Origin of the sequence: Paenibacillus sp. Lou8.1, assembly GCF_024213565.1 — a bacterium.
Lineage (GTDB): Bacteria > Bacillota > Bacilli > Paenibacillales > Paenibacillaceae > Paenibacillus > Paenibacillus polymyxa_B.
This window is the reverse complement of record NZ_JANAVN010000015.1, coordinates 23,319-49,976: the sequence shown is the minus strand read 5'-3', so window position 1 is coordinate 49,976 and position 26,658 is coordinate 23,319. Positions and strand designations below refer to the sequence as shown.

Annotated in this window: 28 protein-coding genes and 1 riboswitch; of the genes, 22 read left to right on the top strand and 6 right to left on the bottom strand. The window is 45.7% G+C overall.

Features of this window, described 5'->3' with window-relative positions; genetic code table 11:
* The first annotated feature begins 130 nt into the window (after nt 1-130).
* The 4 genes from NLX78_RS20330 (at nt 131) to NLX78_RS20315 (ending at nt 5,104) form a co-directional block, all read left to right on the top strand.
* A complete protein-coding gene (locus tag NLX78_RS20330; RefSeq protein ID WP_254351386.1) occupies nt 131-2,500 on the top strand; it encodes an endonuclease MutS2 in 2,370 nt (789 codons plus the stop codon).
* Between the two features lie 58 nt (nt 2,501-2,558).
* Nucleotides 2,559-2,972, top strand: coding sequence for a DUF350 domain-containing protein (locus NLX78_RS20325; protein WP_013309402.1), 414 nt, complete (start codon nt 2,559-2,561; stop codon nt 2,970-2,972).
* Between the two features lie 54 nt (nt 2,973-3,026).
* Nucleotides 3,027-3,734 (top strand): hypothetical protein, encoded by a 708-nt coding sequence (locus NLX78_RS20320; RefSeq protein WP_254351385.1) that lies wholly within the window; start codon nt 3,027-3,029, stop codon nt 3,732-3,734.
* 116 nt (nt 3,735-3,850) lie between these two features.
* Nucleotides 3,851-5,104, top strand: coding sequence for an MFS transporter (locus NLX78_RS20315; protein WP_061829135.1), 1,254 nt, complete (start codon nt 3,851-3,853; stop codon nt 5,102-5,104).
* 72 nt (nt 5,105-5,176) lie between these two features.
* Here NLX78_RS20315 and NLX78_RS20310 read toward each other — a convergent pair whose 3' ends face one another.
* Entirely contained in the window at nt 5,177-6,415 is a 1,239-nt protein-coding gene (locus NLX78_RS20310; protein WP_254351384.1) for an NAD(P)/FAD-dependent oxidoreductase, read from the bottom strand.
* A gap of 114 nt (nt 6,416-6,529) precedes the next feature.
* On the opposite strand from NLX78_RS20310, the gene NLX78_RS20305 reads away from it, so the two are divergent.
* The 12 genes from NLX78_RS20305 to NLX78_RS20250 all read left to right on the top strand — a co-directional run bounded on the left by NLX78_RS20305 (nt 6,530) and on the right by NLX78_RS20250 (nt 15,259).
* Nucleotides 6,530-6,766, top strand: coding sequence for a hypothetical protein (locus tag NLX78_RS20305; protein ID WP_061829136.1), 237 nt, complete (start codon nt 6,530-6,532; stop codon nt 6,764-6,766).
* A 31-nt stretch (nt 6,767-6,797) separates the two neighbouring features.
* Nucleotides 6,798-7,184: a spore coat protein gene (locus NLX78_RS20300; RefSeq protein WP_254351383.1), complete on the top strand. Its 387-nt coding sequence runs from the start codon at nt 6,798-6,800 to the stop codon at nt 7,182-7,184.
* 143 nt (nt 7,185-7,327) lie between these two features.
* Nucleotides 7,328-7,828 carry an Lrp/AsnC family transcriptional regulator gene (locus NLX78_RS20295; protein WP_013370105.1) on the top strand — a complete coding sequence of 167 codons (501 nt, stop codon included), beginning with the start codon at nt 7,328-7,330 and terminating at the stop codon, nt 7,826-7,828.
* Nucleotides 7,829-7,840: 12 nt separating this feature from the next.
* Nucleotides 7,841-9,052 carry an aminotransferase class I/II-fold pyridoxal phosphate-dependent enzyme gene (locus NLX78_RS20290; protein WP_061829137.1) on the top strand — a complete coding sequence of 404 codons (1,212 nt, stop codon included), beginning with the start codon at nt 7,841-7,843 and terminating at the stop codon, nt 9,050-9,052.
* 114 nt (nt 9,053-9,166) lie between these two features.
* Nucleotides 9,167-9,373, top strand: a complete 207-nt coding sequence (locus NLX78_RS20285) for an aspartyl-phosphate phosphatase Spo0E family protein (protein WP_061829138.1) — start codon at nt 9,167-9,169, stop codon at nt 9,371-9,373.
* Nucleotides 9,374-9,474: 101 nt separating this feature from the next.
* The gene (locus NLX78_RS20280; protein ID WP_069291480.1) at nt 9,475-10,044 is read left to right on the top strand and encodes a type 2 periplasmic-binding domain-containing protein; all 570 of its coding nucleotides are present in this window, start codon (nt 9,475-9,477) and stop codon (nt 10,042-10,044) included.
* Between the two features lie 18 nt (nt 10,045-10,062).
* Nucleotides 10,063-10,626 (top strand): cob(I)yrinic acid a,c-diamide adenosyltransferase, encoded by a 564-nt coding sequence (locus tag NLX78_RS20275; protein ID WP_061829140.1) that lies wholly within the window; start codon nt 10,063-10,065, stop codon nt 10,624-10,626.
* Between the two features lie 21 nt (nt 10,627-10,647).
* The gene (locus NLX78_RS20270) at nt 10,648-11,607 is read left to right on the top strand and encodes an RluA family pseudouridine synthase (RefSeq protein ID WP_254351429.1); all 960 of its coding nucleotides are present in this window, start codon (nt 10,648-10,650) and stop codon (nt 11,605-11,607) included.
* A 43-nt stretch (nt 11,608-11,650) separates the two neighbouring features.
* Nucleotides 11,651-12,016: an arsenate reductase family protein gene (locus tag NLX78_RS20265; protein WP_069291482.1), complete on the top strand. Its 366-nt coding sequence runs from the start codon at nt 11,651-11,653 to the stop codon at nt 12,014-12,016.
* 72 nt (nt 12,017-12,088) lie between these two features.
* Entirely contained in the window at nt 12,089-12,985 is an 897-nt protein-coding gene (locus NLX78_RS20260; protein WP_080710677.1) for a 5'-3' exonuclease, read from the top strand.
* Between the two features lie 222 nt (nt 12,986-13,207).
* Nucleotides 13,208-14,086, top strand: a complete 879-nt coding sequence (locus NLX78_RS20255; protein WP_254351382.1) for an ROK family protein — start codon at nt 13,208-13,210, stop codon at nt 14,084-14,086.
* Between the two features lie 165 nt (nt 14,087-14,251).
* Nucleotides 14,252-15,259 carry an HRDC domain-containing protein gene (locus tag NLX78_RS20250; protein WP_025723307.1) on the top strand — a complete coding sequence of 336 codons (1,008 nt, stop codon included), beginning with the start codon at nt 14,252-14,254 and terminating at the stop codon, nt 15,257-15,259.
* Nucleotides 15,260-15,420: 161 nt separating this feature from the next.
* On the opposite strand, the gene corA is transcribed toward NLX78_RS20250, so the two are convergent.
* The gene (gene corA / locus NLX78_RS20245; protein WP_023987788.1) at nt 15,421-16,356 is read right to left on the bottom strand and encodes a magnesium/cobalt transporter CorA; all 936 of its coding nucleotides are present in this window, start codon (nt 16,354-16,356) and stop codon (nt 15,421-15,423) included.
* A 94-nt stretch (nt 16,357-16,450) separates the two neighbouring features.
* Here corA and NLX78_RS20240 point away from each other — a divergent pair, with 94 nt between their 5' ends.
* From NLX78_RS20240 to mqnC, 5 genes are all read left to right on the top strand, one after another.
* Nucleotides 16,451-16,612: a hypothetical protein gene (locus NLX78_RS20240; protein ID WP_254351381.1), complete on the top strand. Its 162-nt coding sequence runs from the start codon at nt 16,451-16,453 to the stop codon at nt 16,610-16,612.
* A gap of 294 nt (nt 16,613-16,906) precedes the next feature.
* Nucleotides 16,907-17,032: riboswitch (SAM riboswitch) on the top strand.
* Between the two features lie 118 nt (nt 17,033-17,150).
* Nucleotides 17,151-18,068, top strand: a complete 918-nt coding sequence (gene metA / locus NLX78_RS20235) for a homoserine O-acetyltransferase MetA (protein ID WP_061829145.1) — start codon at nt 17,151-17,153, stop codon at nt 18,066-18,068.
* Between the two features lie 124 nt (nt 18,069-18,192).
* Nucleotides 18,193-19,377 carry a PLP-dependent transferase gene (locus tag NLX78_RS20230; RefSeq protein WP_254351380.1) on the top strand — a complete coding sequence of 395 codons (1,185 nt, stop codon included), beginning with the start codon at nt 18,193-18,195 and terminating at the stop codon, nt 19,375-19,377.
* Nucleotides 19,374-20,552, top strand: a complete 1,179-nt coding sequence (locus NLX78_RS20225) for an aminotransferase class I/II-fold pyridoxal phosphate-dependent enzyme (RefSeq protein ID WP_061829147.1) — start codon at nt 19,374-19,376, stop codon at nt 20,550-20,552. The genes NLX78_RS20230 and NLX78_RS20225 overlap by 4 nt, the downstream gene beginning before the upstream one ends.
* A gap of 432 nt (nt 20,553-20,984) precedes the next feature.
* Entirely contained in the window at nt 20,985-22,118 is a 1,134-nt protein-coding gene (gene mqnC / locus NLX78_RS20220; protein ID WP_061829148.1) for a cyclic dehypoxanthinyl futalosine synthase, read from the top strand.
* 96 nt (nt 22,119-22,214) lie between these two features.
* On the opposite strand, the gene NLX78_RS20215 is transcribed toward mqnC, so the two are convergent.
* From NLX78_RS20215 to NLX78_RS20200, 4 genes are all read right to left on the bottom strand, one after another.
* On the bottom strand, nt 22,215-23,090 hold the full coding sequence (locus tag NLX78_RS20215; protein ID WP_254351379.1) for a YitT family protein: 876 nt from the start codon (nt 23,088-23,090) through the stop codon (nt 22,215-22,217).
* 72 nt (nt 23,091-23,162) lie between these two features.
* Nucleotides 23,163-24,389, bottom strand: a complete 1,227-nt coding sequence (locus NLX78_RS20210; protein ID WP_254351378.1) for a cation:proton antiporter — start codon at nt 24,387-24,389, stop codon at nt 23,163-23,165.
* 4 nt (nt 24,390-24,393) lie between these two features.
* A complete protein-coding gene (locus tag NLX78_RS20205; protein WP_254351377.1) occupies nt 24,394-24,888 on the bottom strand; it encodes a cation:proton antiporter regulatory subunit in 495 nt (164 codons plus the stop codon).
* A 206-nt stretch (nt 24,889-25,094) separates the two neighbouring features.
* Nucleotides 25,095-25,490 carry a hypothetical protein gene (locus tag NLX78_RS20200; protein ID WP_254351376.1) on the bottom strand — a complete coding sequence of 132 codons (396 nt, stop codon included), beginning with the start codon at nt 25,488-25,490 and terminating at the stop codon, nt 25,095-25,097.
* 240 nt (nt 25,491-25,730) lie between these two features.
* Here NLX78_RS20200 and NLX78_RS20195 point away from each other — a divergent pair, with 240 nt between their 5' ends.
* Nucleotides 25,731-26,612 (top strand): putative sporulation protein YtxC, encoded by an 882-nt coding sequence (locus NLX78_RS20195; protein ID WP_254351375.1) that lies wholly within the window; start codon nt 25,731-25,733, stop codon nt 26,610-26,612.
* Nucleotides 26,613-26,658: the final 46 nt, after the last annotated feature.

Here is a 26,658-nt window from a genome sequence, read left to right as displayed (position 1 = left end):
GAATTTACAGGGTTAGACAAAGGTTAGTGTGTGGCATGAAGAACTTTCTTATGTGTAAAAAGGAGTTGGCAAATAGCGTAAGTTTGCTGCTTTCGGTATAATATAGATATATGTGAAAGGAGTAGTGAAGTTGGACTCTAAAATTTTTAAAACCCTTGAATATCAAAAAATTCTAAATAAACTAAGTCACTATGCCCAAACGGCAACGGGACAACAAACAGCCCTTCGACTACAGCCCAGCGATGATTTGGAGCATATCAAGAAAATGCTGAAAGGTACGGATGAGGCCTATGCTGCTGATCGACTCAAAGGAGTGCCTTCATTTAACGGAGTAGTGGATATCACTCCGGCAGTGAAGCGTGCCCGTATTGGCGGAACGTTAAGCCCGCAGGAGTTGCTTGGCATTCGGACAACAGTTCAGGCCGCACGCCGTATACAGGTATACGTGGCAAGTTTGCATGAGGAAAATCCTGTCGAAACATTGCTGTATTGGAGCGAGCAGCTTTCGGAGCAGAGAGGTTTAGAAAACTCCATTAAAGGCTGTATTGATGAAAATGCAGAGGTGCTGGATTCTGCCAGCACAGAGCTTTCTCAAATCCGTCGGGAGCTGCGCTCGGGAGAAGTGCGTATTCGTGAAAAGCTGGATTCCATGATTCGTTCCTCAACTGTATCCAAAATGCTTCAAGATCAGTTGATAACGATTCGTGGAGATCGGTTTGTGATCCCAGTTAAGGCCGAATACCGTTCTTATTTTGGCGGAATTGTTCATGATCAATCCGGGTCTGGCGCAACATTGTTTATCGAGCCTGAATCCATTGTAGCCATGAACAATAAGCTGAGGGAAACAAGGCTGAGAGAAGAGCGTGAAATTGAAGTCATTTTACAGAAGCTGACCGCACTTGTCGCAGAACAAGCAGATTTGTTGTTGTATGATGTGGACATATTGGGTAATCTTGATTTTATTTTTGCAAAAGCGCGTCTCGCCCGTGAAATGAAGGCAACCTTACCTTTAATGAATGACCGCGGGTACTTGAAGCTGAAAAAGGGCAGACATCCCCTAATTCCGTTGGAGCAGGTTGTTCCCATTGATGTGGAGTTAGGCAATTCATACACCTCCATTATCGTTACCGGACCGAACACAGGGGGGAAAACCGTTACCCTGAAAACCATCGGCCTACTTAGTTTGATGGCGATGTCTGGACTGTTTGTACCTGTTGAGGATGAAAGCCAGCTGTGTGTATTTGATGCAATCTATGCCGATATTGGTGACGAGCAGAGCATTGAGCAAAACTTGAGTACATTTTCCAGTCACATGACCAATATCATTAGCATCCTGAAAAATATGACGCCCAAAAGTCTTGTATTGCTTGACGAAGTGGGGGCAGGAACGGACCCCGCGGAAGGTTCGGCTCTAGCTGTATCCATTTTGGAGCATATACATGCCATGGGTTGCCGTATGGTTGCCACGACTCACTATAGTGAATTGAAGGCGTATGCCTATGAGCGTAAAGGAATTATTAATGCAAGCATGGAGTTTGATGTCGCTACATTAAGCCCGACTTACCGCCTTCTCGTCGGTGTCCCCGGACGAAGTAATGCATTTGCTATTGCCGAGCGATTGGGATTGCCAGGGCGTATTTTAGACTATGCCCGTGGTGAGGTAACGGAAGAAGACCAGCGCGTCGAGCACATGATCGCGTCACTGGAGCAGAACCGTTTAACAGCTGAGCAAGAACGGGAAAAAGCGGAGCAGCTGCGTAAGGAAATGGAAGCATTGCGTAGCCGTCATCAGACGGAGTTGGATAAGTTGGAGTCCCAACGGGATCGTATGCTGGAAAAAGCTGAGGACGAAGCAAGAGTTCTCGTGGATAAGGCTCGTAGTGAAGCAGAGAAAATCATTACTGATTTGCGTAAATTGGCTCAGGAAGAAGGGGCCTCGGTTAAGGAGCATAAGCTGATTGCAGCTCGCAGAGAATTGGATGAGGCTGAACCGAAGCAACGCAAGAAAAGTACCGTCAAACGCCCGGCCGCTACACGTACTCGTTCTATCATGGCTGGCGATGAAGTATCCGTTCACAGTCTGAATAAAAAAGGCCACGTGGTTGAACTGTCCGGTACCAAGGAAGCTGTGGTTCAACTGGGGATCATGAAGATGAAGGTCAGTCTGGATGATCTGGAACTACTGCAACCTGCACAAACAACGACTCCAAGAGTTCAAAAACCAGTGACTGGCGTTAAGCGGACACGGGATGATAACGTACGAAGTGAACTTGATCTTCGGGGGGCGAACGTGGAGGAAGCCTTGATGGAAGTGGACCGCTTCATGGATGAAGCGTTTCTGGCCAATCTGGGACAGGTACACATTATTCATGGCAAAGGTACGGGTGTCCTGAGAACCGGTATTCAGGAGTACCTCCGCAAGCATAAACATGTGAAAAGCTACCGTATCGGTAATTACAATGAAGGCGGCACAGGCGTAACAGTTGCTGAATTGGAATAGCTATGGGTTGCCGGCTTTGCCCGGGAACGCTTGGTAGAACGGGAGGGACGAAGTGAAGATGGCGATTGATGAATTGCTGTCACATCCGTTGGGGATGATGCTGGGTTATTTCTCGGTGGCGGTGCTGGAGCTAATTGTATTTTTGTCGTGTTTTGAGCTGGTAACCCGCTATAAATGCTGGGAAGAGATCAAGCGCGGCAATGTTTCGGTAGCCATGGCTACGGGAGGGAAAATGTTCGGTATTTGCAACGTGCTCCGCTTTGCAATGGAAGCCAAATCTAGTGTGTATGATACGATGATTTGGTCGTTCGTTGGCTTTTTACTGCTACTTGCGGCGTACTTTCTTTTTGAGTTTCTAACACCGGTATTTTCTATCGATCAACAGATTAAAGAGGATAATCGTGCTGTCGGCTTGTTCTCCATGATTATTTCCATATCTTTATCTTATGTGATCGGTGCCAGTGTAACTTGACACATCTTGTATACTAGAGCTTGGTATACGCTTGGAACGGAAGGATGATAAAGCTTGGAAATGACTATTTGTCCATGGTGTAACATGGAAATTATTTGGGATGAAGAATTAGGACCTGAGGAAGAGTGTCCTTATTGCCATAATGATCTGAAAGGGTACTCTGACATCACCGATGATGAAGATGAGTCTGTTTCTCCACCTGTGCATAGACATGCCGGTGAGCATGGATATGAAGAGACGAAACATGATCATGTGGCTTCTGTAACCCCGGCGCCCCACTCTCATGGAACAGAAGACCTGAAGGGTTATCGGACATTGAGTATTCAGCTCGGTGATGATGAGGAGCAGGATATTTTATATGAGGCAGAGGATGAAATCGTAGTTGAAAAACCGGTTGATGCACCGTTGTTGCAGGATAATGAGCTTCATAAGTTGCCTGTACTGCATACTTTGCAAAAATTCGAAGAAAGCGGTGCGGATCTGATGGCTTATGAACAAGGTGCTGAACAAATACTCGACAGACAAGATGAGGTTCTTGAATGTTCTCAATGTGGAGAGTACATGCTGCATGCGGGTTCGCAAACCGTAACCAGAGAAGGTTTTGAACCGTCGATGTCCCCAGCGCTTGGTAAGCCTGTTCTGGATTTGCCGTTCGTCTTGAATGTTTATGTGTGTCCTAGCTGCTTCCATGTCCAGCAGACACTATCAGAGAATGACCGACTGCGGATGCTGGAGAAGCTCAGCGGTATTTCCAACAATTAAATAGCAATCCCCCGGATAGGCCCAAGCTCAATACGGGCATCTTAAATCGAAGAAATCTTTGAACAAGCTAGCTTGAAATAAGCTGATTGGTGATTTTTCGGTTAGGGGGAACTGCATTGAAATCAAACCTGAACGGACAATCCATTCTGCTATTAAGCTTGAATGGATTGTTTGTGTTTGCAGCAGCATTGTCAGGCACATTTCTTAACGTGTATTTGTGGAAAAGCAGGCAGGATTATGCGATGATCGGCTGGTTTAATGTCAGTCAACAAATTGCCCTGGGAATTATGGTCTGGGTGGCTGGAAAGTGGGTCAAGGAACATAATAAAATGAATGCCCTGCGCGTGGGGACCGCATTATCCGGCCTATTTTATCTGATCGTGTTATATACGGGACCGCAGGCTGTGAACTACATATGGCCGCTCGGGATGTTGCTGGGTGCAGCATTAGGTTTATTCTGGCTGGCGTTTAATGTGATTTTTTTCGAAGTCACGGATCAGGCAAGTCGTGATCATTTTAACGGATGGGTGGGTCTGCTAGGCTCGTTTTCCGGTATAGTGGGACCTTGGCTGTCCGGTTGGATTATTGCCCGTATGGAGGATGACGCAGGTTACCGCGTGATATTCAGTATTTCCTTGGCTTTTTATGTCGTAGGAGTGGTGCTTAGTTTCTTTCTTCGCAAGCGCAAGCCGACAGGAAATTACAATTGGAAGGAGCCCAAGCAGCGATTGTCACAAAAAGGGAGTATGTGGCGTCCGTTGTCGTTATCGCTTGTTGCCCAGGGCATCCGTGAAGGGGTATTTGCCTTCCTGATTACGCTGCTCGTGTATGTAGCTACTCAACAGGAATGGAAGCTGGCGCAGTTTTCACTTATTACATCGGCGGTTTCATTTTTCAGCTTTTGGGCTGTCGGAAAATGGCTCAAGCCACACTATCGTTCGGCGGGTATGCTGTTGGGTGCCGTGTTGTTGGTGATCGCGCTTTTACCGTTATTGTGGCGTATGGAGTATAGTACATTACTGATTATGGGGATCGGCACCGCTTTATTTATGCCCTTGTATTTAATTCCCATGATTTCTGCCAGCTTTGATTTAATGGGTACGAGTAAAGGAGACGCCAATCAGAGAGTGGAACTGGTTGTACTACGCGAACTATGCTTAATGGTAGGCCGATTGACCGGAACACTCATTTTCTTGGGTGTCCTAAGTATCAGCAAGGCTCCCACGGCGATGATCTGGTTGTTGATTGGACTGGCATTGATGCCAGTGCTAGGATGGTTTTTTATGCGAAGTGTGCTGAAAATGGAACAAAAGACAAAGCAGAGCAAGTCTCATTCCCACGCACAACGCTGGCACAAGCAAACCGAATAGTCTGAAAATATATTTAAAAAGACCTCCAGACCCACTTAAAGGGAAAGGAGGTTCTTTTTTTGTTTCCACACGTTAAACCATCGGTTCCGTTGTTTCGGGCGAGGGCTTGGTAGTACGGGTCAAAGAATAAAGCTCCATTTCAGGTCGGTGTGTGCCTGTCAGTTCATCAGCCAAAAGTTGTGCGGCCATCATACTCGTGACTGCTCCATTTCCCCCGTAACCCTCTAAAAAGTAGCAGTTGGGAAAACGCGGATGTGGACCAATATACGGCAAGCCGTCATGAGAGGAGCCGAATACAGCAGCCCATGCAAAGTCGATCTGAAATGATATACCCGGAAAAAATTCCTGTAACGTTTGTAGCAGCTTTTGCTGTTGGTGCAGCAGCCTGATTTCACGTTGATTGGCGTCCAGTACAGGTTCGTCTAAACCACCAATAATAATGCGTCCTTCCGGTGTGGACCGCATATATAGATAAGGACGAGCAGTTTCCCAGATGAGACACTGTTCATGCCACAAGGGTGTATCTCCGATTGGATTGGTGGCGATAGCATATGAGCTTTCTAGAACGGCTCCGCGGTCTTTTTTAATCTCTTGTGTTTCATAACCTGTTGCAAAAATAACTTTTTTCGCTCGGATAATCCCACCGCTGGTATGACAAACGACCTCATTATCGTTGAATTCAAAATGCTCAGCTTCTGTATTCTCGTATAAGCGAACACCAAGACGGCTGGCAGATCGCAGCAGTCCTTGGGCGAACAAAAATGGATTAACCTCGGCATCTTCGCGTGTATATAAGGCTGCTGGTTTTCGGAAAGGAAATCGGGCAGCAATCTGTTGATCATCCCAGTATTCGACGGGAAATCCAAACCGGGTTAGCTGTTTGTACTCTTCCTGAAGTGTCTGCACATCCTCCGATGTACTTGCATAGTACAGGCTACTTCGGCGTGAAAAAGACGGATCAATTTCCAGCGTGGTAGACAGTTTTTCCAACTGATCCAGAGCATCTTTACTCATACGGTAAAACAGTACACCGTTCATTTCACCAAACGTATTGATGAAGGAAGTTAAGGTCTTATCATTGCTATATTGCAGCAGTCCGTTATTGGCCGAAGAACTTCCATGTACTAGCTTGCGTTTGTCAATAACCACGGCGTCTACCTGTCGTTCTCCCAACAGTCGGGAGCAGATGGATCCACCCATCCCGCCACCGATGATCAATACATCACAATTTAAATCCTCTGACAAAGGCGGGAAATCCAACATTTTCTCCAAGGTACTCGGCCAATATGTATTCCCGCTTATCAATTCCATATAAATAGCACTCCTCATAAGGTAATATGTAGTATTTCTTAGGTGTACATAGTATTTCGACAAACGGACAAGATAACCAGCGTGCAACAAAACATTCAAGGAGGCACAGAGATTATGCAATCTACGAACATGCAACCCTTGTCAGGTAAAGAGCTGGAGTACATCGTGGACTCCATTTCCAATGAAGAACTACTACTCAAACAAAGTGCGGCGACAGCGGCTTCTATTCAGCACCCAGCCATCCAACAAGCCTGTTTGCAACTGGCAAGAACTCATGAGCACCACTTGAATCTGCTTTCTAATGCTCTTCAACAGCATCAGCAGCTTGCCCCAATGCAACCGCAGCAGTAATTTGAATTTACAATAAAGGAGGTTTGACAGAATGTATTCACAAAACAATATGTCATTTATGCCCGAAGAAGATTTGCTCTATACCATTCTTGCTGATATGAAACGTACGGTGCGCGAGTACACAACGGCGACGACAGAATCCAATTGCCCGTCTGTGCGTCAGATGTTCACCGACCTTACGAATGATACATTGCGTCTGCAAGGTGATTTGTATCATCTGATGAGCCAAAACAATATGTATACCACTCCGACTAAAGCACTGCGCATCGATTTAGACAAACAGATTCAAGAAGCTCGCAAGACCCAACAAGAATGCCAACAGTTCATTCAGCAAAAGTCGGCATCTGCGGGAGTATATGGCCAATCTATGCACCAGCAAGGACAGTCTACTCATCAAAACAACCCTTATTATATGTAAACGGGATTTTCTGTTTTCGAAGCAGATTCCCATAACAGCCGTCCATCTGCCGGGTTTACCGGAGTGGACGGTTTTTCTTTGCAGGTTTAAAGTGCGTATTGTATGATGTATAGTAATCTCTTTCGATGGAGGCCTTATGTAGAATGACAGAACTGAATGAATTGAAGTTAAAAGTGCTGGAATTGTTAAAAGAAGATGCAAGGAGAACACCGACTCTATTAGCTACTATGCTGGGGGTTGACGAGCAGGATGTTCGCACCTCAATTAAAGAGCTCGAAGACCAACATGTGATCGTCAAATACGCCGCTGTAGTCAATTGGGACAAAGTCGACGACGAAAAGGTTACCGCTTTGATCGAAGTACAGATTACACCTGAGCGTGGAAGAGGCTTTGAAGGGATTGCAGAACGGATTTATTTGTATCCGCAAGTTAAATCGGTCTATCTCATGTCCGGAGCATACGATTTACTGGTAGAGGTTGAAGGCCGCAATCTCCGTGAGGTCGCTAATTTTGTGTCGGAAAAACTGTCGCCTATTGATTCGGTCTTGTCTACCAAGACTAATTTTACGCTTAAAAAATACAAGCAGGACGGAATTATCTTTGAGGACCATCAGGAAGATAATCGTCTGATGATTTCGCCGTAAAGGAAGATCATGATGAATCTCAAAACAGAAGCATTTACCGACAGTAACAAAGCCATGAGTTCCTATTTGTCCCCGTTGGTGCGCGAAATCCCATCTTCGGGTATTCGTAAGTTTTTTGACTTGGTGGGTGGCAACAAGGATATTATTACCCTTGGTGTAGGCGAACCGGATTTTACAACCCCTTGGCATATGCGGGAAGCCTGTGTCTATTCATTGGAGCGAGGTTTTACCAGCTACACGTCTAATGCGGGAACGCCAGAACTGCGTGAAGCGATTAGTGATTATCTGAATGAGCAATTTGAAGTCCGTTATGATCCCAAAAATGAGATTATCGTAACCGTTGGGGGAAGCGAGGCGATTGATCTTGCTTTGCGTGCGTTAATTGTACCTGGCGACGAAATTCTCGTGCCCGAGCCGTGCTACATTTCATATTCTCCAATCACTTCGATTGGAGGCGGGATTCCAGTAGGTATTGAAACATTTGCTAAGGATGAATTCAAGCTGACAGCTGAGGCGTTGGAGGCAAAAATTACACCTAAATCCAAGGTGCTGATTTTATGCTATCCGAGCAATCCAACTGGAGCTACGATGACTTATGAAGATTGGCTTCCGATTGCCGAAGTCGTGGAAAAGCATGATTTGATCGTCATTTCTGATGAAATTTATGCTGAATTGAATTATGGAGAAAAGCATGTCAGTTTTGCCGCTATGCCTGGTATGATGGATCGTACGATTCTCGTCAGTGGTTTTTCCAAAGCCTTCGCCATGACAGGCTGGCGTATTGGATATACATGCGGACATCCAGATCTGATTGCCGCTATGCTCAAAATCCATCAGTACACCGTAATGTGTGCGCCTTCTATGGGTCAAGTTGCGGCACTGGAAGGCTTGCGGAATGGTTTGGGTGAGAAAGATCGTATGGTAGAAGCCTATAATCAGCGTCGCCGTCTGATGGTTGAAGGGTTCCGGGAAATCGGCCTGGAGTGCCATGAGCCAAGAGGGGCTTTTTACGTTTTCCCTAGTATTCAAAGCACGGGACTCAGCTCAGATGAATTTGCACAGCGTCTTTTGGCAGAGGCTAAAGTTGCGGCTGTACCGGGCAATGTGTTCGGTTTGGGAGGCGAAGGCTATCTTCGTTGCTCATACGCGACTTCTGTTGCTCAGCTGACGGAGGCACTGGATCGGATTGGTCATTTTGTAGAAAAAGTAAGAAAAGAAGGTTAAAATTATTTTTTTATGGGTAATTCATAAAAAATAGTCTTTTATTTCTAAATTTCTATGCTATAATTTGAAATCGGAAGCAGGAAGTTCAATTTTTCAATTGTAGGAGGAATGTTCATGTCATATGTTGGATATAATTCATCTAGTTCAATAGGATACGACATTTCCCTGGAAGATGAAATTTTGTTCCTGCGCAATGAGATGATGCGGACATTTCAGGAAGAGCAGTCCTTCACCTCTGATCTTGTTATCCAGATCAGTTGCAAGCTCGATTTGAAAATCAATGAATATATGAAGCTGTATGGTACGGAATGCAAGGTTTAACCGTATGAAGTCAGCCAAATGTAAGAAGAAGGCCGTCGGGCCTTCTTTTTTTGCGTTCACAACTTATGATATATTAATGGCATGGAAGAGGGGGCGTACATATGAGAGCAGGGCTAAAAAGGCTATCGCCATGGATCATCGGAATGCTTGCACTTGTATTATTGGCTGGATGTGGGGGACGGGATAAGGACAGCTTCTCCATTTTTATTATGGATAAAGGGGATGCCTCAGTCATCCGTGAGGAGCTGGCACAAAAGCTTAAGGATAAGCTGGGCGAACAGGCTCCGACCATTGAGATTTCGGTCAGTCCGCTGTATAACCAGCAGAAGCTGGTTGTAGAATATGCAGCCGGGGAGCATGATCTGTTTCTTTTGCCGGAAGAGGACATGAAGCTGTATGGACAGAATGGCTCGAATCTGCCGTTAGATGATGCTTTTGACAAGAAGACGTACGCTCGGGGCGTGTTCGAGGGCGGCGTATTTAAGAAGAAGGGGCAGGAGGAAGAAGGATCAGATGTAAGCAAGGAAACTCATTTGTTCGGAATTCCGGTGGAGCAGATGAAGATGTTTAAGGAGCTAAAATATAACTCCAAAACATTATTTGCTACCGTGCCGCCTCGTACAAGCAATAAGGAAGAAGCCATCAAGGTGCTGAAAGCACTTACGGAATGATAAAGGGGATGGAATGAAATGGGCATATATACTAGAACAGGTGATGAAGGACAAACTTCTGTGATCGGCGGTCGAGTGTCCAAAGATGATGATCGTGTGGAGGCATACGGTACAATTGACGAGCTGAACAGCTTTGTAGGACAAGCGATCAGCTTTGCCGAAGGGGAAGAGTTTACGGATATTCGGACTCAATTGGAAGAAATACAGCAGGAGCTGTTTGATTGTGGTTCGGATTTGGCGTTTGTTAAAATTAGTGAAAGCAAATATAAGGTGAAAGACGAGCTGGCAGAGCGTCTGGAAGGCTGGATTGATGCATGTCAGGAGGAAAATCCGAAGGTGGAGCGTTTTATTATACCGGGTGGTAGCACATTATCCTCAACGCTTCATGTTTGCCGTACAGTTTGCCGACGCGCGGAACGCCGTGCTGTTACACTAGGTAAACATACGGACATTAATCCGGCGGTACGTCGGTATTTGAACCGCCTTTCTGATTATTTCTTTGCCGTCGCTCGCACAGCGAATGTCCGCCAAGGCGTGCCCGATGTCGAATATGTGCGCAGCAAAAAAGTGTTCCGCAAATAAGGAGGCAACCGGGAATTTGTGATGAGCTTGTATTATGAACCTATCGTATATACGATCCCTCCTGAGGAGGAGGGCATGCTGTTGAAGACTATTTTACAAAAACGTATGAACATTTCTCGAAAGTTAATATCCAAACTCAAGCTGACCGAGCAAGGTATTATGCTAAACGGGACACGTGTGTACATCAGCGTAAAGGTGAAGTCCGGGGATCGAGTAGAAATTCGTATGGAGCGCGAGCGTTCTGATGATATTTTACCTGAACCCATTCCTTTTGAGATATTGTTTGAGGATGAACATCTGTTAGTGGTGAACAAGGCGGCGGGCATGATTGTCCATCCGACTCACGGTCATTACACAGGAACACTGGCTAATGGGGTTGTGCATTATTGGCAGGCCAAGGGAGAGTTGTTCCGGTTTCGTCCTGTTCATCGTCTTGATCAGGAGACGACGGGTGTGCTGGTAGTAGCCAAAAATCCGTATGTACACCAGCATATTTCTGAGCAGATGATTGCGGGAACGGTGGATAAGCGCTATACAGCTCTGGTGCATGGACGGCCTGAGCTGCAGGTAGGAAAGGTAGACGGACCGATTGACCGCAACCCGGATGATCCGCATTTACGTATGGTGACCCCGGATGGTTATCCTGCCCTTACGCTGTATAAGCTGGAGGAAGTGTGGAACGGGGGAAGCCGTATTGGGCTAAAGTTGGAATCCGGGCGTACGCACCAAATTCGAGTGCATATGACTTATATCGGTTGTCCGTTGATCGGAGATAAAATGTATCGGATTACACCCGATGAAGCTGCGCAACGTGAGCGATATGATCAGCTTGATGCCAAGATGCCTCGACAGGCTCTGCATGCCTCAGAGCTATCCTTGGAGCATCCTGTTACCGGGGAGCGGCTGACGTTCTATGCTCCTCTACCTGACGATATGGCTGAAATGCAGGAGCTATTAAGAGCGCAATATCTTTCAGAATAAAATATAAATAAGCGATGAAAACCAAATGGAGGTTAATCTAGCGATGAGCCAACTGAAAGTATATCAGTATTCTAAATGCAGTACCTGTCGTAATGCAGTGAAATGGCTGCAAAACAAGGGACATGAGACGGAACTTATTCCTATTTTTGAACAACCGCCCGGCCCGGAGGAATTGGAGGACTTGATCCGCAAAAGCGGGCTGGAGCTGAAAAAGTTTTTCAATACAAGCGGTGAGGTGTACAAAGAGTTAAAGCTGAAAGATAAGCTTGGAGACATGAGCCGTGAAGAGCAAATTTCGCTTTTATCCTCGAATGGAAGATTAATCAAACGCCCGATTGTAACCGACGGTAACAAAGTAACGGTAGGATTCAAAGAGGAAACATTTGAGGGCACATGGGGAGCTCAATAACGCCCAATTAACCCCCACGATATGTTATACTGTGGGGGTTAAATATTATGATGAATGGGAGCAATACAATCTGTGACACAACGCAATGAACAATCCGTAATGCTGGTTGACGGCATGGCCCTGCTATTTCGCGCTTATTATGCAACCGCCGCAAACGGTTATATCCGTCGTACAAAAGCTGGAGTGCCAACGAACGCCATATATGGTTTTATTCGATATTTTTGGGATGCAGTCCAAACGTTTAATCCTACACACGTCATTTGCTGCTGGGATATGGGCGGAACGACATTTCGTGGGGAACATTTTGCTGCGTATAAGGGAAACCGTGCCGACGCACCAGATGATTTGATTCCCCAATTTACATTGATTCGGGAAGTGACGGACAGCCTCGGCATTCCCAACATTGGAGCGGAAGGTTTTGAAGCCGATGATTGTATCGGTACGCTTGCACGCCATTATTCGCAAAATGAGGACATGGATGTAATGATTCTCTCGGGAGATCATGATTTACTTCAATTAGTGGATGATCGGACACGGGTCATTATTATGAAAAAAGGGCACGGCAATTATATGGTATACACCCCGGAGACTCTGCTGACTGAAAAAGGGCTTAAGCCACGCCAAGTGGTGGACCTTAAAGGCCTGATGGGGGATGCAAGCGATAATTATCCAGGAGTACGAGGTATTGGTGAGAAAACGGCACTCAAGCTGGTGCAGGAATATGACTCTATTGAAGGCATTCTGGAGAATTTGGATCAATTAACACCCTCGGTCCGTAAAAAAATTGAGAGTGATTTGGATATGCTGCATCTTTCACGCAAGCTTGCTGAAATTCACTGCGGTGTACCTGTAGCATGTGCTTTGGATAGCTGTCTGCTGACGCTGGATCACGTGCAAATTGTAGACAAGTTTGAGCAGCTTGAAATGAAAAGCTTGTGTACATTGATGGGTGTCGCAACCGGATCATAATGAAGCTGTTAGGCTTGATACGGACAATTTAAGTGAAGTAAGTTTATAGGGATGCTGACGCTAGGTGCGTTAGTGTCCTTATTTTTATACCGTTATGTCAAGGGAGTTGTATAGTCATGTGAAGGATTATATACAATTGCGATAAGGGGATTGACCTCGGGCACATTTCAGGTGAATATAGTGGATAGAGAACCGGATTATTGAAAGGGGACAACAGCAACTATGACAGTATTGGGAGCAATTGAGGCAGGCGGTACCAAATTTGTATGTGGAATTGGCAACGAACATGGGGAGGTACTGGAACGAGCAAGCTTTCCAACGACCACCCCAGCAGAAACAATGGAGAATGTCATCGCATTTTTTGAAGGCAAGGGCATTGAAGCATTGGGTGTAGGCTCGTTCGGGCCGATTGATCCTATCGAAGGCAGTGATACATATGGGTATATTACAACAACGCCAAAACCACATTGGGGAAATTACAATTTAATTGGCAAACTGAAACAGCATTTTGACGTGCCTATGGGATTTGACACGGATGTGAATGGAGCAGCACTTGGTGAGTCTATTTGGGGTGCCGCCAAGGGATTGGACAACTGTCTGTATATTACGATAGGTACAGGCATCGGGGCGGGTGCTTTGGTTGGTGGAAAGCTGATACATGGATTATCCCACCCGGAAATGGGGCATATTCTGGTACGTCGTCACCCAGAAGATACTTACGAGGGGACATGTCCTTATCACGGAGATTGTTTGGAGGGACTGGCAGCAGGTCCTGCGCTCGAAAAAAGATGGAAGGTTAAAGGACATGAGCTTTCTGTCGATCACGCAGCCTGGGAAATGGAAGCGCACTATCTGGCACAGGCTTTAATGAGCTATGTATTAATCCTGTCACCGCAAAAAATTATTATGGGCGGGGGAGTGATGAAGCAGGACCAACTGTTCCCGCTCATTCGTACCAAGCTTCAAGAACTTTTGAACGGATACGTACAGCATTCGAGTCTGACGACAGATATTGAGCAATATATCGTATCTCCGGGATTGGGTGACAATGCTGGATTGTGCGGTGCTCTGGCATTGGCAAAGGAAAAGCTGAATCATTAGAATTTATGGTTGACGGCACTCCAAGGTACGGTTATTATATAGGCAACAGCATAGTACGGCTCAAAAAGGGAAGCACCTTTCTTGCGAATACGCAGGATAGGTGCTTTTTTTGCGTTTTTGTGTTGTGCGGGACTGTCTTTCAACGATAAGAGGGAGGAAGAAATCATGGAGATTGTATTTTTAAATCGCTTGTCCAAACGGAATGAACAGGGCTATGAGGACTTTGCTCAGGTATGGATTGGGCAACATGAAGGGGGATGGAGTGCAGGCTGGAGCACACACCATGTCCCGGATGAAAGTATAGACGACCTTTGGTATGAGGGCAGCTTGTGGCAGGAATTACTGCATGTATACCGTCATGAGCTGGCGCTCAAAATGGCTGAGGGCTACAGGCCCTTAATCCATGGCGTATTTCATGAGCAAGAAGGATCATCAGGACGAGGACAAACGCTGCAAAAGCTGTATTGCTACAGTGATTTGTTTCCACGTGATGAAGTGTATGAGCAGTTGACAATGTGGAGACGACAAAAAGCAGCAACGGAACGAAAAGCGCCTTATTTTATTGCTACGAATCGGCTGCTTCGGCTCATTAGCGTCTATCTTCCTCATACCGAAGAAGAATTGTTGGAGCTACCTGGTATGGGTCAGGGTAAGGTGTCGCAATATGGGACGGAGCTATTGGCTATTACGACACAAAATGACCGGACCACGCCATTTCCGTTGAACTGGGTAACAGAGACGCTGGAAGAAGAAGTTTTTTTGTCATGGCTATACAAGCAAAAAGAGAATCAATACAGGCAGGAGCTGAATAAGTTCAGCCTAACTAGAACGATTATCGAAGGCATTTCGGACGGTCTTTCACTGGAGCATATCGGGATGAAGACAGGTTTGCATCGTAGAGAAATGATTGAAGCTGTGGAGCATTTGGACAGGGATGGTATTGATATGGAGAAGCTGATCCGCAAGGAATTGGTGAATGTATCTGAGGAGGAGCAGGCAGCCATCTGGTCTGCTTATGAAGAGTTGGGGGATACGCTACTCAAGCCTGTCATGCTGAAAGTGTATGGGGAAGAAAAGGCGACAGAAACAGGATTGGATCAAATTTATGAGCGTCTGCGTCTGATCCGTATACGGTTTCGCCATCAGCAGGTACCCGACCGACATGTTGGATAATATAGAACTGATTAGATAAAGCTAAAGTATTAAAGTACATTCAGGGTCCAACATACTAAAAAGCAGCAGCCAGTTCCTCATAGGACACGGCTGCTGCTTTTTATGATCAAGCTTGAAAATCGAAATAGGTATCCAACTCCGTACTTTTTCCCCTTTTCTTTTTAAACCCAGTCTTTCTTGCGGAAAATACAGAACATACTGACACCTAGTGCCACCATAATACCAATGACGACAAAATAGCCATAACGTGTATGAAGTTCAGGCATATTATCGAAGTTCATCCCATATATTCCGGTAATGACCGTCAATGGCATAAATACGGTCGTTATTGCCGTAAACACACGCATAATTTCATTGGCACGATTGGCGATACTGGATTGATAAGCTTCTCGAAGGTTACCCATCAAATCGCGGTAAGTTTCAAAAGTCTCCGAAATTTTCACAGCATTTTCATAAATGTCGCTGAAATATTTTTGCAATTGATCGTCGATGAGTCGCAAATCCCGTTTGTTCAGGGTATTGATGACTTCCTTTTGCGGACCCAGCACTTTTTTCAGCCACAGAATCTCACTGCGTAAGCCGATGATTTCGTTCAAATGCGACTTTTTCGTATGCATTAGAATATCTTCTTCCAGTTTTTCAATGCGGACCTCAATCCGGTCACCAACCAGAAAATAGTTGTCAACAATCAAGTCGACCAGCAGATACATAAAACGGTCAGGCTGGCTGACTTCTTGCTCCCACAGCATAGGCTTGAGGGTACGAAGCTCATTGATTTTCTGCTTGGTCACCGTAATGATAAAATGGCGGCCGAGAAAGATGTTCAAAGCTCGCAAAAATATTTCTTCATCATCAAAACGAATGCTATTTACAACGATAAAATAATGGCTTTCATAAATTTCGATCTTCGGACGTTGTTCCTCTTCACTCAAACAGTCTTCTACTGCAAGATCATGCATGGAAAATAAAGGTTGGAGCACTGCCAAATCATCGACATCGGCATCAATCCAATAAAAACCTTCTGCCGGTGCAGTAAGCGCCATTTCAATTTCTTCGACAGGGGTAAAAACCCCGTTGTTGACCAAACGGATTTTCATATATGTCACTCCTTATGCTCCGTCGTAACGGAAATACGTTTACCTTAAGCATAAGGAATGAACTCAGTTAGCCAGTTAGCCGGTGCGGGTAAGCGTGCATTCTCATCAAAAGCCGGAGGCTTTTGGAGCATGCAGAGCCTGGCGTCCCGTCTTTCGGCAAGCTGAAGTCATTCCTATGCTGTTGTTCAGGGATCGCCGCCTACTCGGACTCGGGTCGCCTTCCATTCCGGATTCACCTCTCAAATGTTCTTTTTAGATTGCCACAGTATCGCAGGAAACACTCAAATCTGCACTACTGCTCCATATTTTTGCCTAATAGCACTTGTATAGTATAACGCTCGGCCTACGGCCTTTCAAGCGCAAAATCATGGGCTAAATCAACAGTAGTGGCAAGAGCTTCAGCGAAAGGAGGGATATGATTTAACCTATGGAAAAGGTAGACAAAATGTGATTGCAGGGCACAAATTTAAAAGTCCCATCTTGACGAAGCCCAGCCGATGCATTAAAGTGAACAACAAGAACTTTGTGAACCCAAAATGAATATAGCGAAATCTTATCAAGAGCAGGTGGAGGGACTAGCCCGATGATACCCGGCAACCGGCGATTTTAATCGCACGGTGCTAATTCTTGCAGGACGCGCGCTTTGTACAAAGAGCGTTGCCCTGACAGATGAGAGAGGCGCATATGGATACAAATATGACCTTTCTCTAACCAGAGAAAGGTCTTTTTATTATATGCCCGGCATCTCAGCAGGACGATTTTCGCAAAACTTACCGAACAAGGAGTGAGTTTACATGCCGATTAAAATCCCAGACACGCTACCTGCCAAGGAAGTGCTGGAGGGCGAAAACATTTTCGTAATGGATGAAAGCCTGGCTTATCATCAGGACATTCGTCCGTTGCGCATCGCCATTTTGAATTTGATGCCTACAAAGGAAACGACGGAAACCCAACTATTGCGCCTGGTCGGCAATACGCCGCTGCAAGTGGACGTCACGCTGGTGCACATGAAGTCTCATGTATCCAAAAATACATCGCAAGAATATTTGAATATGTTCTATAAAACGTTTGACGAGATCAAGAACAGTCGTTTTGACGGCATGGTCATTACAGGAGCTCCGGTTGAACAGCTTGAGTTTGAGGATGTGAACTACTGGGAGGAGATCCGGCAAATCTTTGAGTGGACGAAAACGAATGTAACTTCGACCATGCATATCTGTTGGGCCTCACAGGCAGGTTTATACCATCATTTCAATGTCCCGAAATACGGGCTCGACTACAAATGCTTTGGCGTATTTCCACACACCGTGATTAAACCTAAAGTAAAATTGCTACGCGGCTTTGATGAACTGTTTTATGCCCCTCACTCCAGACATACGGAGGTTCGGCGGGAAGATATTGATCATATCGCCGAATTAGAAGTTTTATCCGAATCCGAGGAAGCTGGAGTGTACCTCGTAGCCACGCTTGACGGTAAACAAATTTTTGTAACTGGGCATTCTGAATATGACCCGCTTTCATTGAAATGGGAATACGACCGCGATGTGGCCAAAGGAATGGATATTGAAGTTCCCAAGAATTATTTTCCTAATGATGATCCTGAGCGCACACCGCCCTCAATCTGGCGGGCGCACGCTAATTTATTATTCTCGAATTGGCTGAACTATTATGTATACCAAGAGACACCTTACGATATCGGGCCCCAGATTTAAAAAGGGGCTTGTAGTTTACCCTTGTACAGTACCACCTTGCAGTAGCGCAGCAGTATAGTCTTTGACATCCATTTTTGCAGGATTGGTTATAGCACCCACTATGGAAGTTAACAGGAGGATTCATATGAGTGAGAAACAGTGGAAAATCGAAAGCAGATTGGCACAAATCGGTTCAGTAGAGGAGCCAGTAACCGGGGCTGTTAATTACCCGATTTACCAATCTACGGCGTTCCGCCATCCCCGTCTGGGTCAAAGCACAGGATTTGATTACATTCGGACGATCAATCCCACGCGAAAGGTACTGGAAGAGGCTTCTGCTGCACTTGAATCTGGTGATGCAGGCTTTGCATGCAGCTCAGGTATGGCAGCGCTGCAAACGGTATTTGCATTGTTTGGACAGGGAGATCATCTCATAGTATCGCTGGATCTGTATGGCGGGACATATCGTTTGCTGGAGCGTATTTTATCTAAATTTGGTGTAACAGCCAGTTATGTGGATACGAACGATCTTGAAGCACTCGAGCAGTCATGTCGACCGAATACCAAAGCTGTATTCATAGAAACACCTACAAATCCGTTAATGATGATTACTGATATTCAAGCGGTGGCTGAATGGGCATCACAACATCAGTTGCTTACCATTGTAGATAATACGCTGCTAACACCATACTTCCAGCGGCCATTGGAACTGGGCGCGGATATTGTGGTACATAGTGCAACCAAGTATTTGGGCGGACACAACGATGTGCTGGCAGGGTTAATCGTAACCAAAGGCAAAGAGCTATCAGCTGAAATTTCCTTTCTGCACAATTCCATAGGGGCCGTGCTTTCCCCGAGTGACTGCTATCAGTTGATGAAGGGGATGAAGACGTTAGCGCTGCGTATGGACCGACATGAGCATAATGCAACAGTGCTGTCTAACTATTTACTGACGCATCCGGCGGTGGCAGAAGTATTCTATCCAGCTCTCGAAGGCCACCCAGGTCGTGAAATTCAAAATAAACAATCTAGCGGAAATACAGGGATCTTCTCCTTTAAAGTAAAGGATGCTCGTTATGTGGAACCTTTGCTTCGTCACATTAAGCTCATTGCGTTTGCGGAAAGTCTCGGCGGTGTGGAATCGTTAATGACCTATCCCGCTGTGCAGACACATGCGGACATACCAGCAGAAATTCGGGATGCTGTCGGGGTAGATGACAGGCTGTTGCGTTTCTCCGTAGGCATTGAGCATACAGACGACCTCATTGAAGATTTGCGTTCGGCGTTGGAAGCGGCACGTCAAGAAGTAGAAGGAGGAGAGCTGCAATGATAGAGGATGCGAGGAGGATCGGGCAGGATTTGAACAAAGAGCGGAAGTTCGCTACCAAGCTGCTGCATTTTGGTTCTGAAATTGACAGCGTTACGGGGGCCTCGAGCGTCCCGATCTATCAAGCTTCTACCTTTCACCATCATGATATTTTTAATCCTCCCCAGCATGACTATAGCCGTTCAGGTAATCCGACACGACAAGCTTTAGAGGATTATATCGCCTTATTAGAAGGCGGGGCGTGCGGCTTTGCCTTTGCGTCAGGTATGGCGGCCATCTCCACTACATTTATGCTCTTATCCGCTGGAGATCATGTCATTGTTTCGGAGGACGTATATGGAGGAACATATCGACTGCTGACCTCCATTTTGAAACGGATGAATATTGAAACGACCTTCGTTGACATGACGGACCTCAACCTTGTGAAAGAGGCGTTGCAGGAGAATACAAGGGCTGTATATATGGAAACCCCGTCCAATCCGACACTCAAAATTACCGATGTAGCAGGAATAACCTCTTGGGCACAGGATCACGGACTTTTAACTTTATTGGATAATACTTTTATGACACCTTATTATCAACGTCCGATTGAGCAGGGAGTCGATATTGTATTGCACAGTGCGACCAAGTTTCTGGGCGGACACAGCGATGTGCTGGCAGGACTTGCGGTAGCGCGTACCGAATCGCTCGGGAGACAAATCAAGCAGCTCCAAAATGGACTGGGTACCGTGCTGGCTCCGCAGGAGTCATGGTTGCTCATGCGCGGTATGAAGACACTGGAGGCTCGTATGGCTCACAGCGAAAAGAGTGCAGCCAAGCTCGCTAACTGGCTGAACGAGCGTAACGACATTGAGGCAGTATACTACCCGGGTCTGGAAAATCATCCAGGGCGTGAAGTTCATGAGCGTCAATCCAGCGGTTATGGTGCAGTGATATCGTTTGATGTGGGTTCTGGTGAGCGTGCAAAAGAAGTCCTCAGTCGCGTACGTATTCCAATTGTAGCGGTGAGTCTGGGAGCTGTGGAAAGCATCTTGTCGTATCCGGCGATGATGTCACATGCGGCTATGCCCCATAGTGTACGATTGGAGCGCGGGATTACGGACGGACTACTTCGTTTCTCCGTAGGTTTGGAGGATATTGACGACCTGATCAGTGATCTGGATGAGGCGCTGCGCTAGAGCGTTAGCACATCTACAGCATCTTTGTCGTTTTCACGCCGGGAGCAAATATGTACAGCACTAAACAGCAAGTTTCCAGTATTTCAGGAGGCTTGCTGTTTTCTATAAGAATGACATGAAGGACAGTGTGAAAAAAGGCACTTTCAGTCCTGCTTTGTTATTTCTTGGCTATACGCAATGTTGAGATAAGCTTGGCAGTTGCTTGTTTTCCTAGGTGAAAAGCAGAAAGAAGCGGGAATAAGTATGGTCCCTTACCTAAAGATATGTTAGTATTATCATTAGGTTTTACTATGCTAAATAGCACAGACAACATACAAGGCCAGTCATGAACATACATTACGGCAGGGTTCGAACGCAGGTTTGTGAAAGCATTCTCGTTCATAAGTCCTGTCGTTCATTTCGTCGCCCTGTGACAGCGAAGGAGGATACACCATGAGTGTAATCGACCATATTTTAGATAAAGCCCTACGCGGCGAACGCCTGAATTTAGAGGATACCGTTGCTTTGTTCGAATCAGACGAGGTAGAAAAAATAGGTCACGCGGCGAATAAAGTCATGAATCGCATGCACCCCGATCCCATTAAAACCTTCGTCATCGGACGAAATATTAACTATACGAACGTATGTGACGTATACTGTCGCTTCTGCGCTTTTTACCGTAGACCGGGTTCCGATGAAGGTTATGTTTTGCCGGATGAGGTGATCTTTCAGAAGATCAAGGAAACGCAGGAGGTAGGTGGCACCGAAATTCTAATGCAAGGCGGTGTGAATCCCAATCTGCCGTTCAGTTATTATACGGATTTGCTGAAAGCTATTAAGGAGCGTTTTCCCGATATTACGATGCACTCCTTCTCGCCAGCTGAAATTCACAAAATGAAGGAAAAATCCGGTCTATCCATGGAAGACACGATTCGAGCCATTCATGAAGCTGGATTGGATTCGCTTCCGGGCGGAGGCGGAGAAATTTTGGATGACCGCACACGCCGCAAAATTAGCCGTCTCAAAGGCTCTTGGCGTGATTGGATGGATGTCATGCAAACGGCCCACAAGGTTGGGATGAACACGACTGCTACGATGGTTATCGGCTTCGGCGAGTTGATGGAGGAGCGTGCGCTGCATTTGTTGCGTGTTCGTGATGCTCAGGACGAATGCATTGAAAACAAATATAATTCTGAAGGATTTTTGGCTTTTATTCCTTGGACCTTCCAGCCAGACAATACCAATCTGAAGAAGGAACGCCAGACGCCAGAGGAATATCTGAAGACCGTTGCGATCAGTCGTCTTGTATTGGATAACATCAAGCATATTCAGTCTTCGTGGGTAACTATGGGACCGGAAATCGGTAAAAAATCGTTGTACTACGGTTGCGATGATTTCGGCAGCACCATGATTGAAGAAAATGTAGTTTCCGCTGCAGGCGCAACGTATAAGGTTAACATCGAATCCATTTTACAGTTGATCCGCGAGACGGGTCACATTCCGGCACAGCGCAATACCCGTTATGATATTATTCGTACTTTTGACAGTGCCAGCAGTATTGAACATGATTTTATCATGCAAAATTAATATCCGTTAATATATTGTTAATTACAAAACGCTTATCCATCACTAATCTATGTATAAGGATTAGTGTAGATAAGCGTTTTTTGATGTGTTACTTTGCTATGTTTTCCATCGTTTCATATACATGATCTCAGCCTGCGGGTCAGCCATTTGGATGACTGCCTTAAAACGCTGCAAATCCAACAGTTGAACGTTGTAAACGATGACCATTTGTTCTTTTTTATCCTCAGATTCGCTTTTAATCTTACCCTCTATCTGTGCAGAGCCTCCAACAGGTGTGCTGTGTATACGCAGCCTGCGATATATGGCATCCTCGACGGTTTGCTGTTTCTTGCTGACAACACAAACCATACGCGTCAGACCGGTAAACATCAGCCGGGTCGTTTCATAGGCGGCGAGGCAGGATAAGGCTGAATAGAGAGCTGGCTCCCAGCCTAGCACAAAGCCGGCGGTAATGAGCAGCAGACCATTACACAGCATAACAATCTGTATTAATGGAATCTTACGGTGTGTTAGCAACAATGTGGATGGACGGCCATCGTCAGATTCGTTAAGTCCTAGTGAATCGAGCAGACCACCATGACGAGCTGCCAGCCCTGCGCCAAGACCGATACAGATTCCGCCGCCCAAAGCGCATACGACCGGATGGCCACTCACTGCCGGAAAAGGCGAAAGAATAATGGCTGAGCCCGAAAAGGCGAACAAGCCGGGTAGTGCTCGAAGCAGCATGGGTTTGTGAGTAGACAGAGAATACAGCAACATGAGTGGCAAGTTCAAAACGAATAGCAGTAACCCAAAATGCTCTTGTGTATAAAGCGACATGAGTCTGGAGATCCCCGTGACGCCTCCAGCGATCATATCATGCGGATGTAAAAACAATTCCAGACCGACGGATGCTGTAATTCCACCAATCACCGTATAAAAGACAGGGAACCTGCTCGCATCTCCCGAAGCGGGCTTTACAAGCCGCCTCATAGAGTTTCGGCATGTTTTACAGCGTGCCGCATAGCCTTCCCTCCTATGGATTGTCGTATCCAGCTTTTGCAGTTATGCCGAGTTACTTTCTTCCTTTCGTAGGCGGGGGTCCTTGAACTTAAATATTTTGTTTAACATATTAAAGATAGGTTTTGACTGCTTTGTCAGAAGTGGTCCAAGAATCGCCAGTATGAGTACATAGATAGCTGCAAAGGGTTGAACAATATCAAGCAAACCGCCTTCCTTGCCCAAGTTGGCCATGATAATCGAAAATTCACCCCGTGCCACAATGGTCAGACCGATATTTGCTGACGCTTTGGGAGATAAGGAGGCCGTACGCCCAGCCAGCATTCCTGCCCAAATGTTACCAAACAACGTGAGGACGACTGCTGCCAGCGCAAGCCATATCGCGTTTCCTCCCAGGGACAGTGGATCGATGGATAGTCCAAAGCTGAAGAAAAACAGGGCACCAAAGAAATCGCGGAAAGGAACAATTAAATGCTCGATTCGTTTGGCATGTTCCGTTTCGGCCAGTACCAGACCGACCAACAGGGCGCCAATAGCTTCCGCCACATGAATCGTTTCCGAAAAACCAGCTACCAGAAACAGAGAGCCAAAAACAACAAGTCCGAATACCTCATTGGAGCGAATACGGAGAATCCGATTTAACAGAGGGACGGCCTTACGGCCGATAATAATGACTGCTAGCATAAAGCCAAGCGCGATTAGCGCTGATAGCAGCACACCCCCGAGCGAGGATGAATCACTAAGAACCAATCCGGAGAGGATGGAGATGTATACGGCGAGGAAAACATCCTCGAACATAATAATGCCCAAAATTATCTCTGTTTCTGCATTGGCAGTCCGCTTGAGATCTACCAGCACCTTCGCAGCAATAGCACTGGATGATATCGTTGTAATTCCGGCGATAACCAGTGTCTCTGCTACAGGAAAGCCGCTCAGGAAGCCAAGAGCCAGCCCCAGTGTAAAATTGATGCCAATATAAATGGTGCCGCCCACGGCAATGGAACGACCTGATTTAATTAACCGACCTACTGAGAACTCGAGACCCAAGTAGAAGAGAAGAAACAGCACTCCGATTCTTCCCATAAAATCAATAAATGGGGCGCTTTCGATAAAGCGAAAATCAAAATGCCATAGCTCCATCGCATGCGGCCCAACTGCCATTCCGATCAGGATATAAAAAGGGATGACCGAGAAGCGCAGTTTGGAGGAAATAAGTCCGGCTGCAGCGATGAGAGCAATTGCCAATCCAACCTCAAATACCAGATGATCCATCCAATCACCCGCTTCCGTTCATAAGGATTTGTTTAAAGCGTTTTTGCTGATCGCGTTCCCCGACAACGACTACAGTGGCATCATCGTTAATAATCACTTCAGGACCAGGATTTACATATTTCATTCCTTTTTTCTCCACAATGGCAATAACAGTGGCTCCCGAATTTTGCCTTACATCCAGCTCACCGATGGTTTTGCCGACACTTGCATAGTGGGATTCCACTCTATACCATTCGATAATAAAATCATCAAACGTCATTTCTACACTTTCAAGCTGTTTGGGCTTATATGTCATACCCCCGATGATGGAGGCTACCAATCGCGCTTCCTGATCATTCAGGGTTGTCATAGAAATACTTTGTTCCAGATCCTCGTAATCAAAGTGATACAACTCGCGCCTGCCATCATCATGAATAATAATGACAATTCGGTCGCCACTCTCTGCATCTATTCGATACTTAATCCCGATTCCTGGCAAAATAGACTCTCGAATATCCATTTGTAAAGCCTCCTGTACGATACGTTATTTAAATGAATGGTATGGGAAATAAATCACATACTTTGGGAGTGACATGGAAACTTTCTTTTTGTATTAAATTTTATGAATTAACGTAAAAAACCTGGTACATACACTTACGTATTACAATTATTGGAAAATATTAACAAATAGACATGCAAATGTGGTGATGTGCAAGCAAAGGGAGGTTAAGCCACATAACTAGAGGTGAATTTGATGGGGAACAAGTACAATTGCTTCTTTAGTTTGCAAATGACAGGAATAAAAGGCAGACGTAGTTTAGGGATGCTCAATAGCAGCACAAGCGCTATCAAAATGACAAAGGGAAGTGATTTGGCCGCAGCGATCACCAGATGAAGTAAAGGGGAGGATTTGCGTATAGCTGGTTTGGAATGGTGCTCCAGACCGTGAGAATCTGTTTCTAACGAGGAAACATCAGCATGAGGCACAACAGAAGATCCCACAGTAAACTGAAGGGATTGAGTGGTGTCTTCCGCATGAAACGTCACAGGAAGGGACAAAATCTGAACGAGGCTCAATATGACGATCATGAATGTACGCAGCATGTTCAGCATCGTTAACATCTTATCTCCTCCCTCTTGTGAAAAATTCATATTACTATAACCTTAACATACCCCACCCTAAATATTCAAACGTCTTTCGTTATTTCCTATATCACAGTAATTGTTTATAACACGCCAAACCAGCTTTTTGAAACTTGATCATCCTCTTTTGGATATGTCTTTCTGTTTCCAGTCGTTCACTTCGTATAACCCTTTAGAGGCCGCCATATACTGAAAGCAGTGATCGAAAGGAGTGAGCCAATGGAACTGTTTACAGTGTGGACCAATACAGACGGAGATCAGGAAACCAACCGGTTTTATGAAGTGGTCAAAAGTAGAACAAAGGGACTACATATGTCACGGCGCGGATTTCGATTCACTTTCAGACAGCTGGACAACAAAGTGGCATGGACCTGCAAGGGCACAGAAAGCAATTCGGCGTTTGAAAGCTTTCTCCCCTGTGTATACAGCATCATGTCTTCGGCAATAGCGGATTATATTATCGAAGTCAAGGAGTGGGGGATGCTCAATCTCATTCTCACCAAAGCCTGTTCGCTGCTGGAGAAAGAGGATACAGAGCAAATTCGCAGTATGATTCGTTCACTGTTAAGCGATGATGGTCCGAGAGGCCGTTTGAAGCGTCATGGTAAGCTGACCACTCTCCTGGAGACGGATTTCAAGGAGCTTCGTGTGATCAATTTGGAAGGACTGATTCAATTTAGGCTCCATGCGTATAAAAAAGAGCTTGAAGAAATCGTCGACTATGCCATGGAAGAATTCTGGGCAGATCGGCAATACGAAGAATTTATGGGGCTGCTTAAATATTTTGTTTTTTTTCAGGAAAGCAAAGTTCCGCTCGTACACGTACTTCACCAAGGCGGACATAATTTTACGATTCTGGATAGTGCCATGGTGCCCATACCGACTCCTGATGCAGATGACATCATTGTCGAGATGCCAGGCATTGAACTAGAAATGGAGGTCGAAGATCGAATCGTAAGCACCCTTATTTCGATTTCTCCTGCTTCCATTATATTGCACACAGACGATGAGCACACCCCCATAGTGCGGACACTCCTGCATATTTTTGAAGATAAAGTGAAGCTGAGCAGACTTTATCCAGGTCAGGATGTTCAAAAATAATAATCTTTTCGTATAAAGCAATGGATTTCTGGAAAGCCTTTGCCTC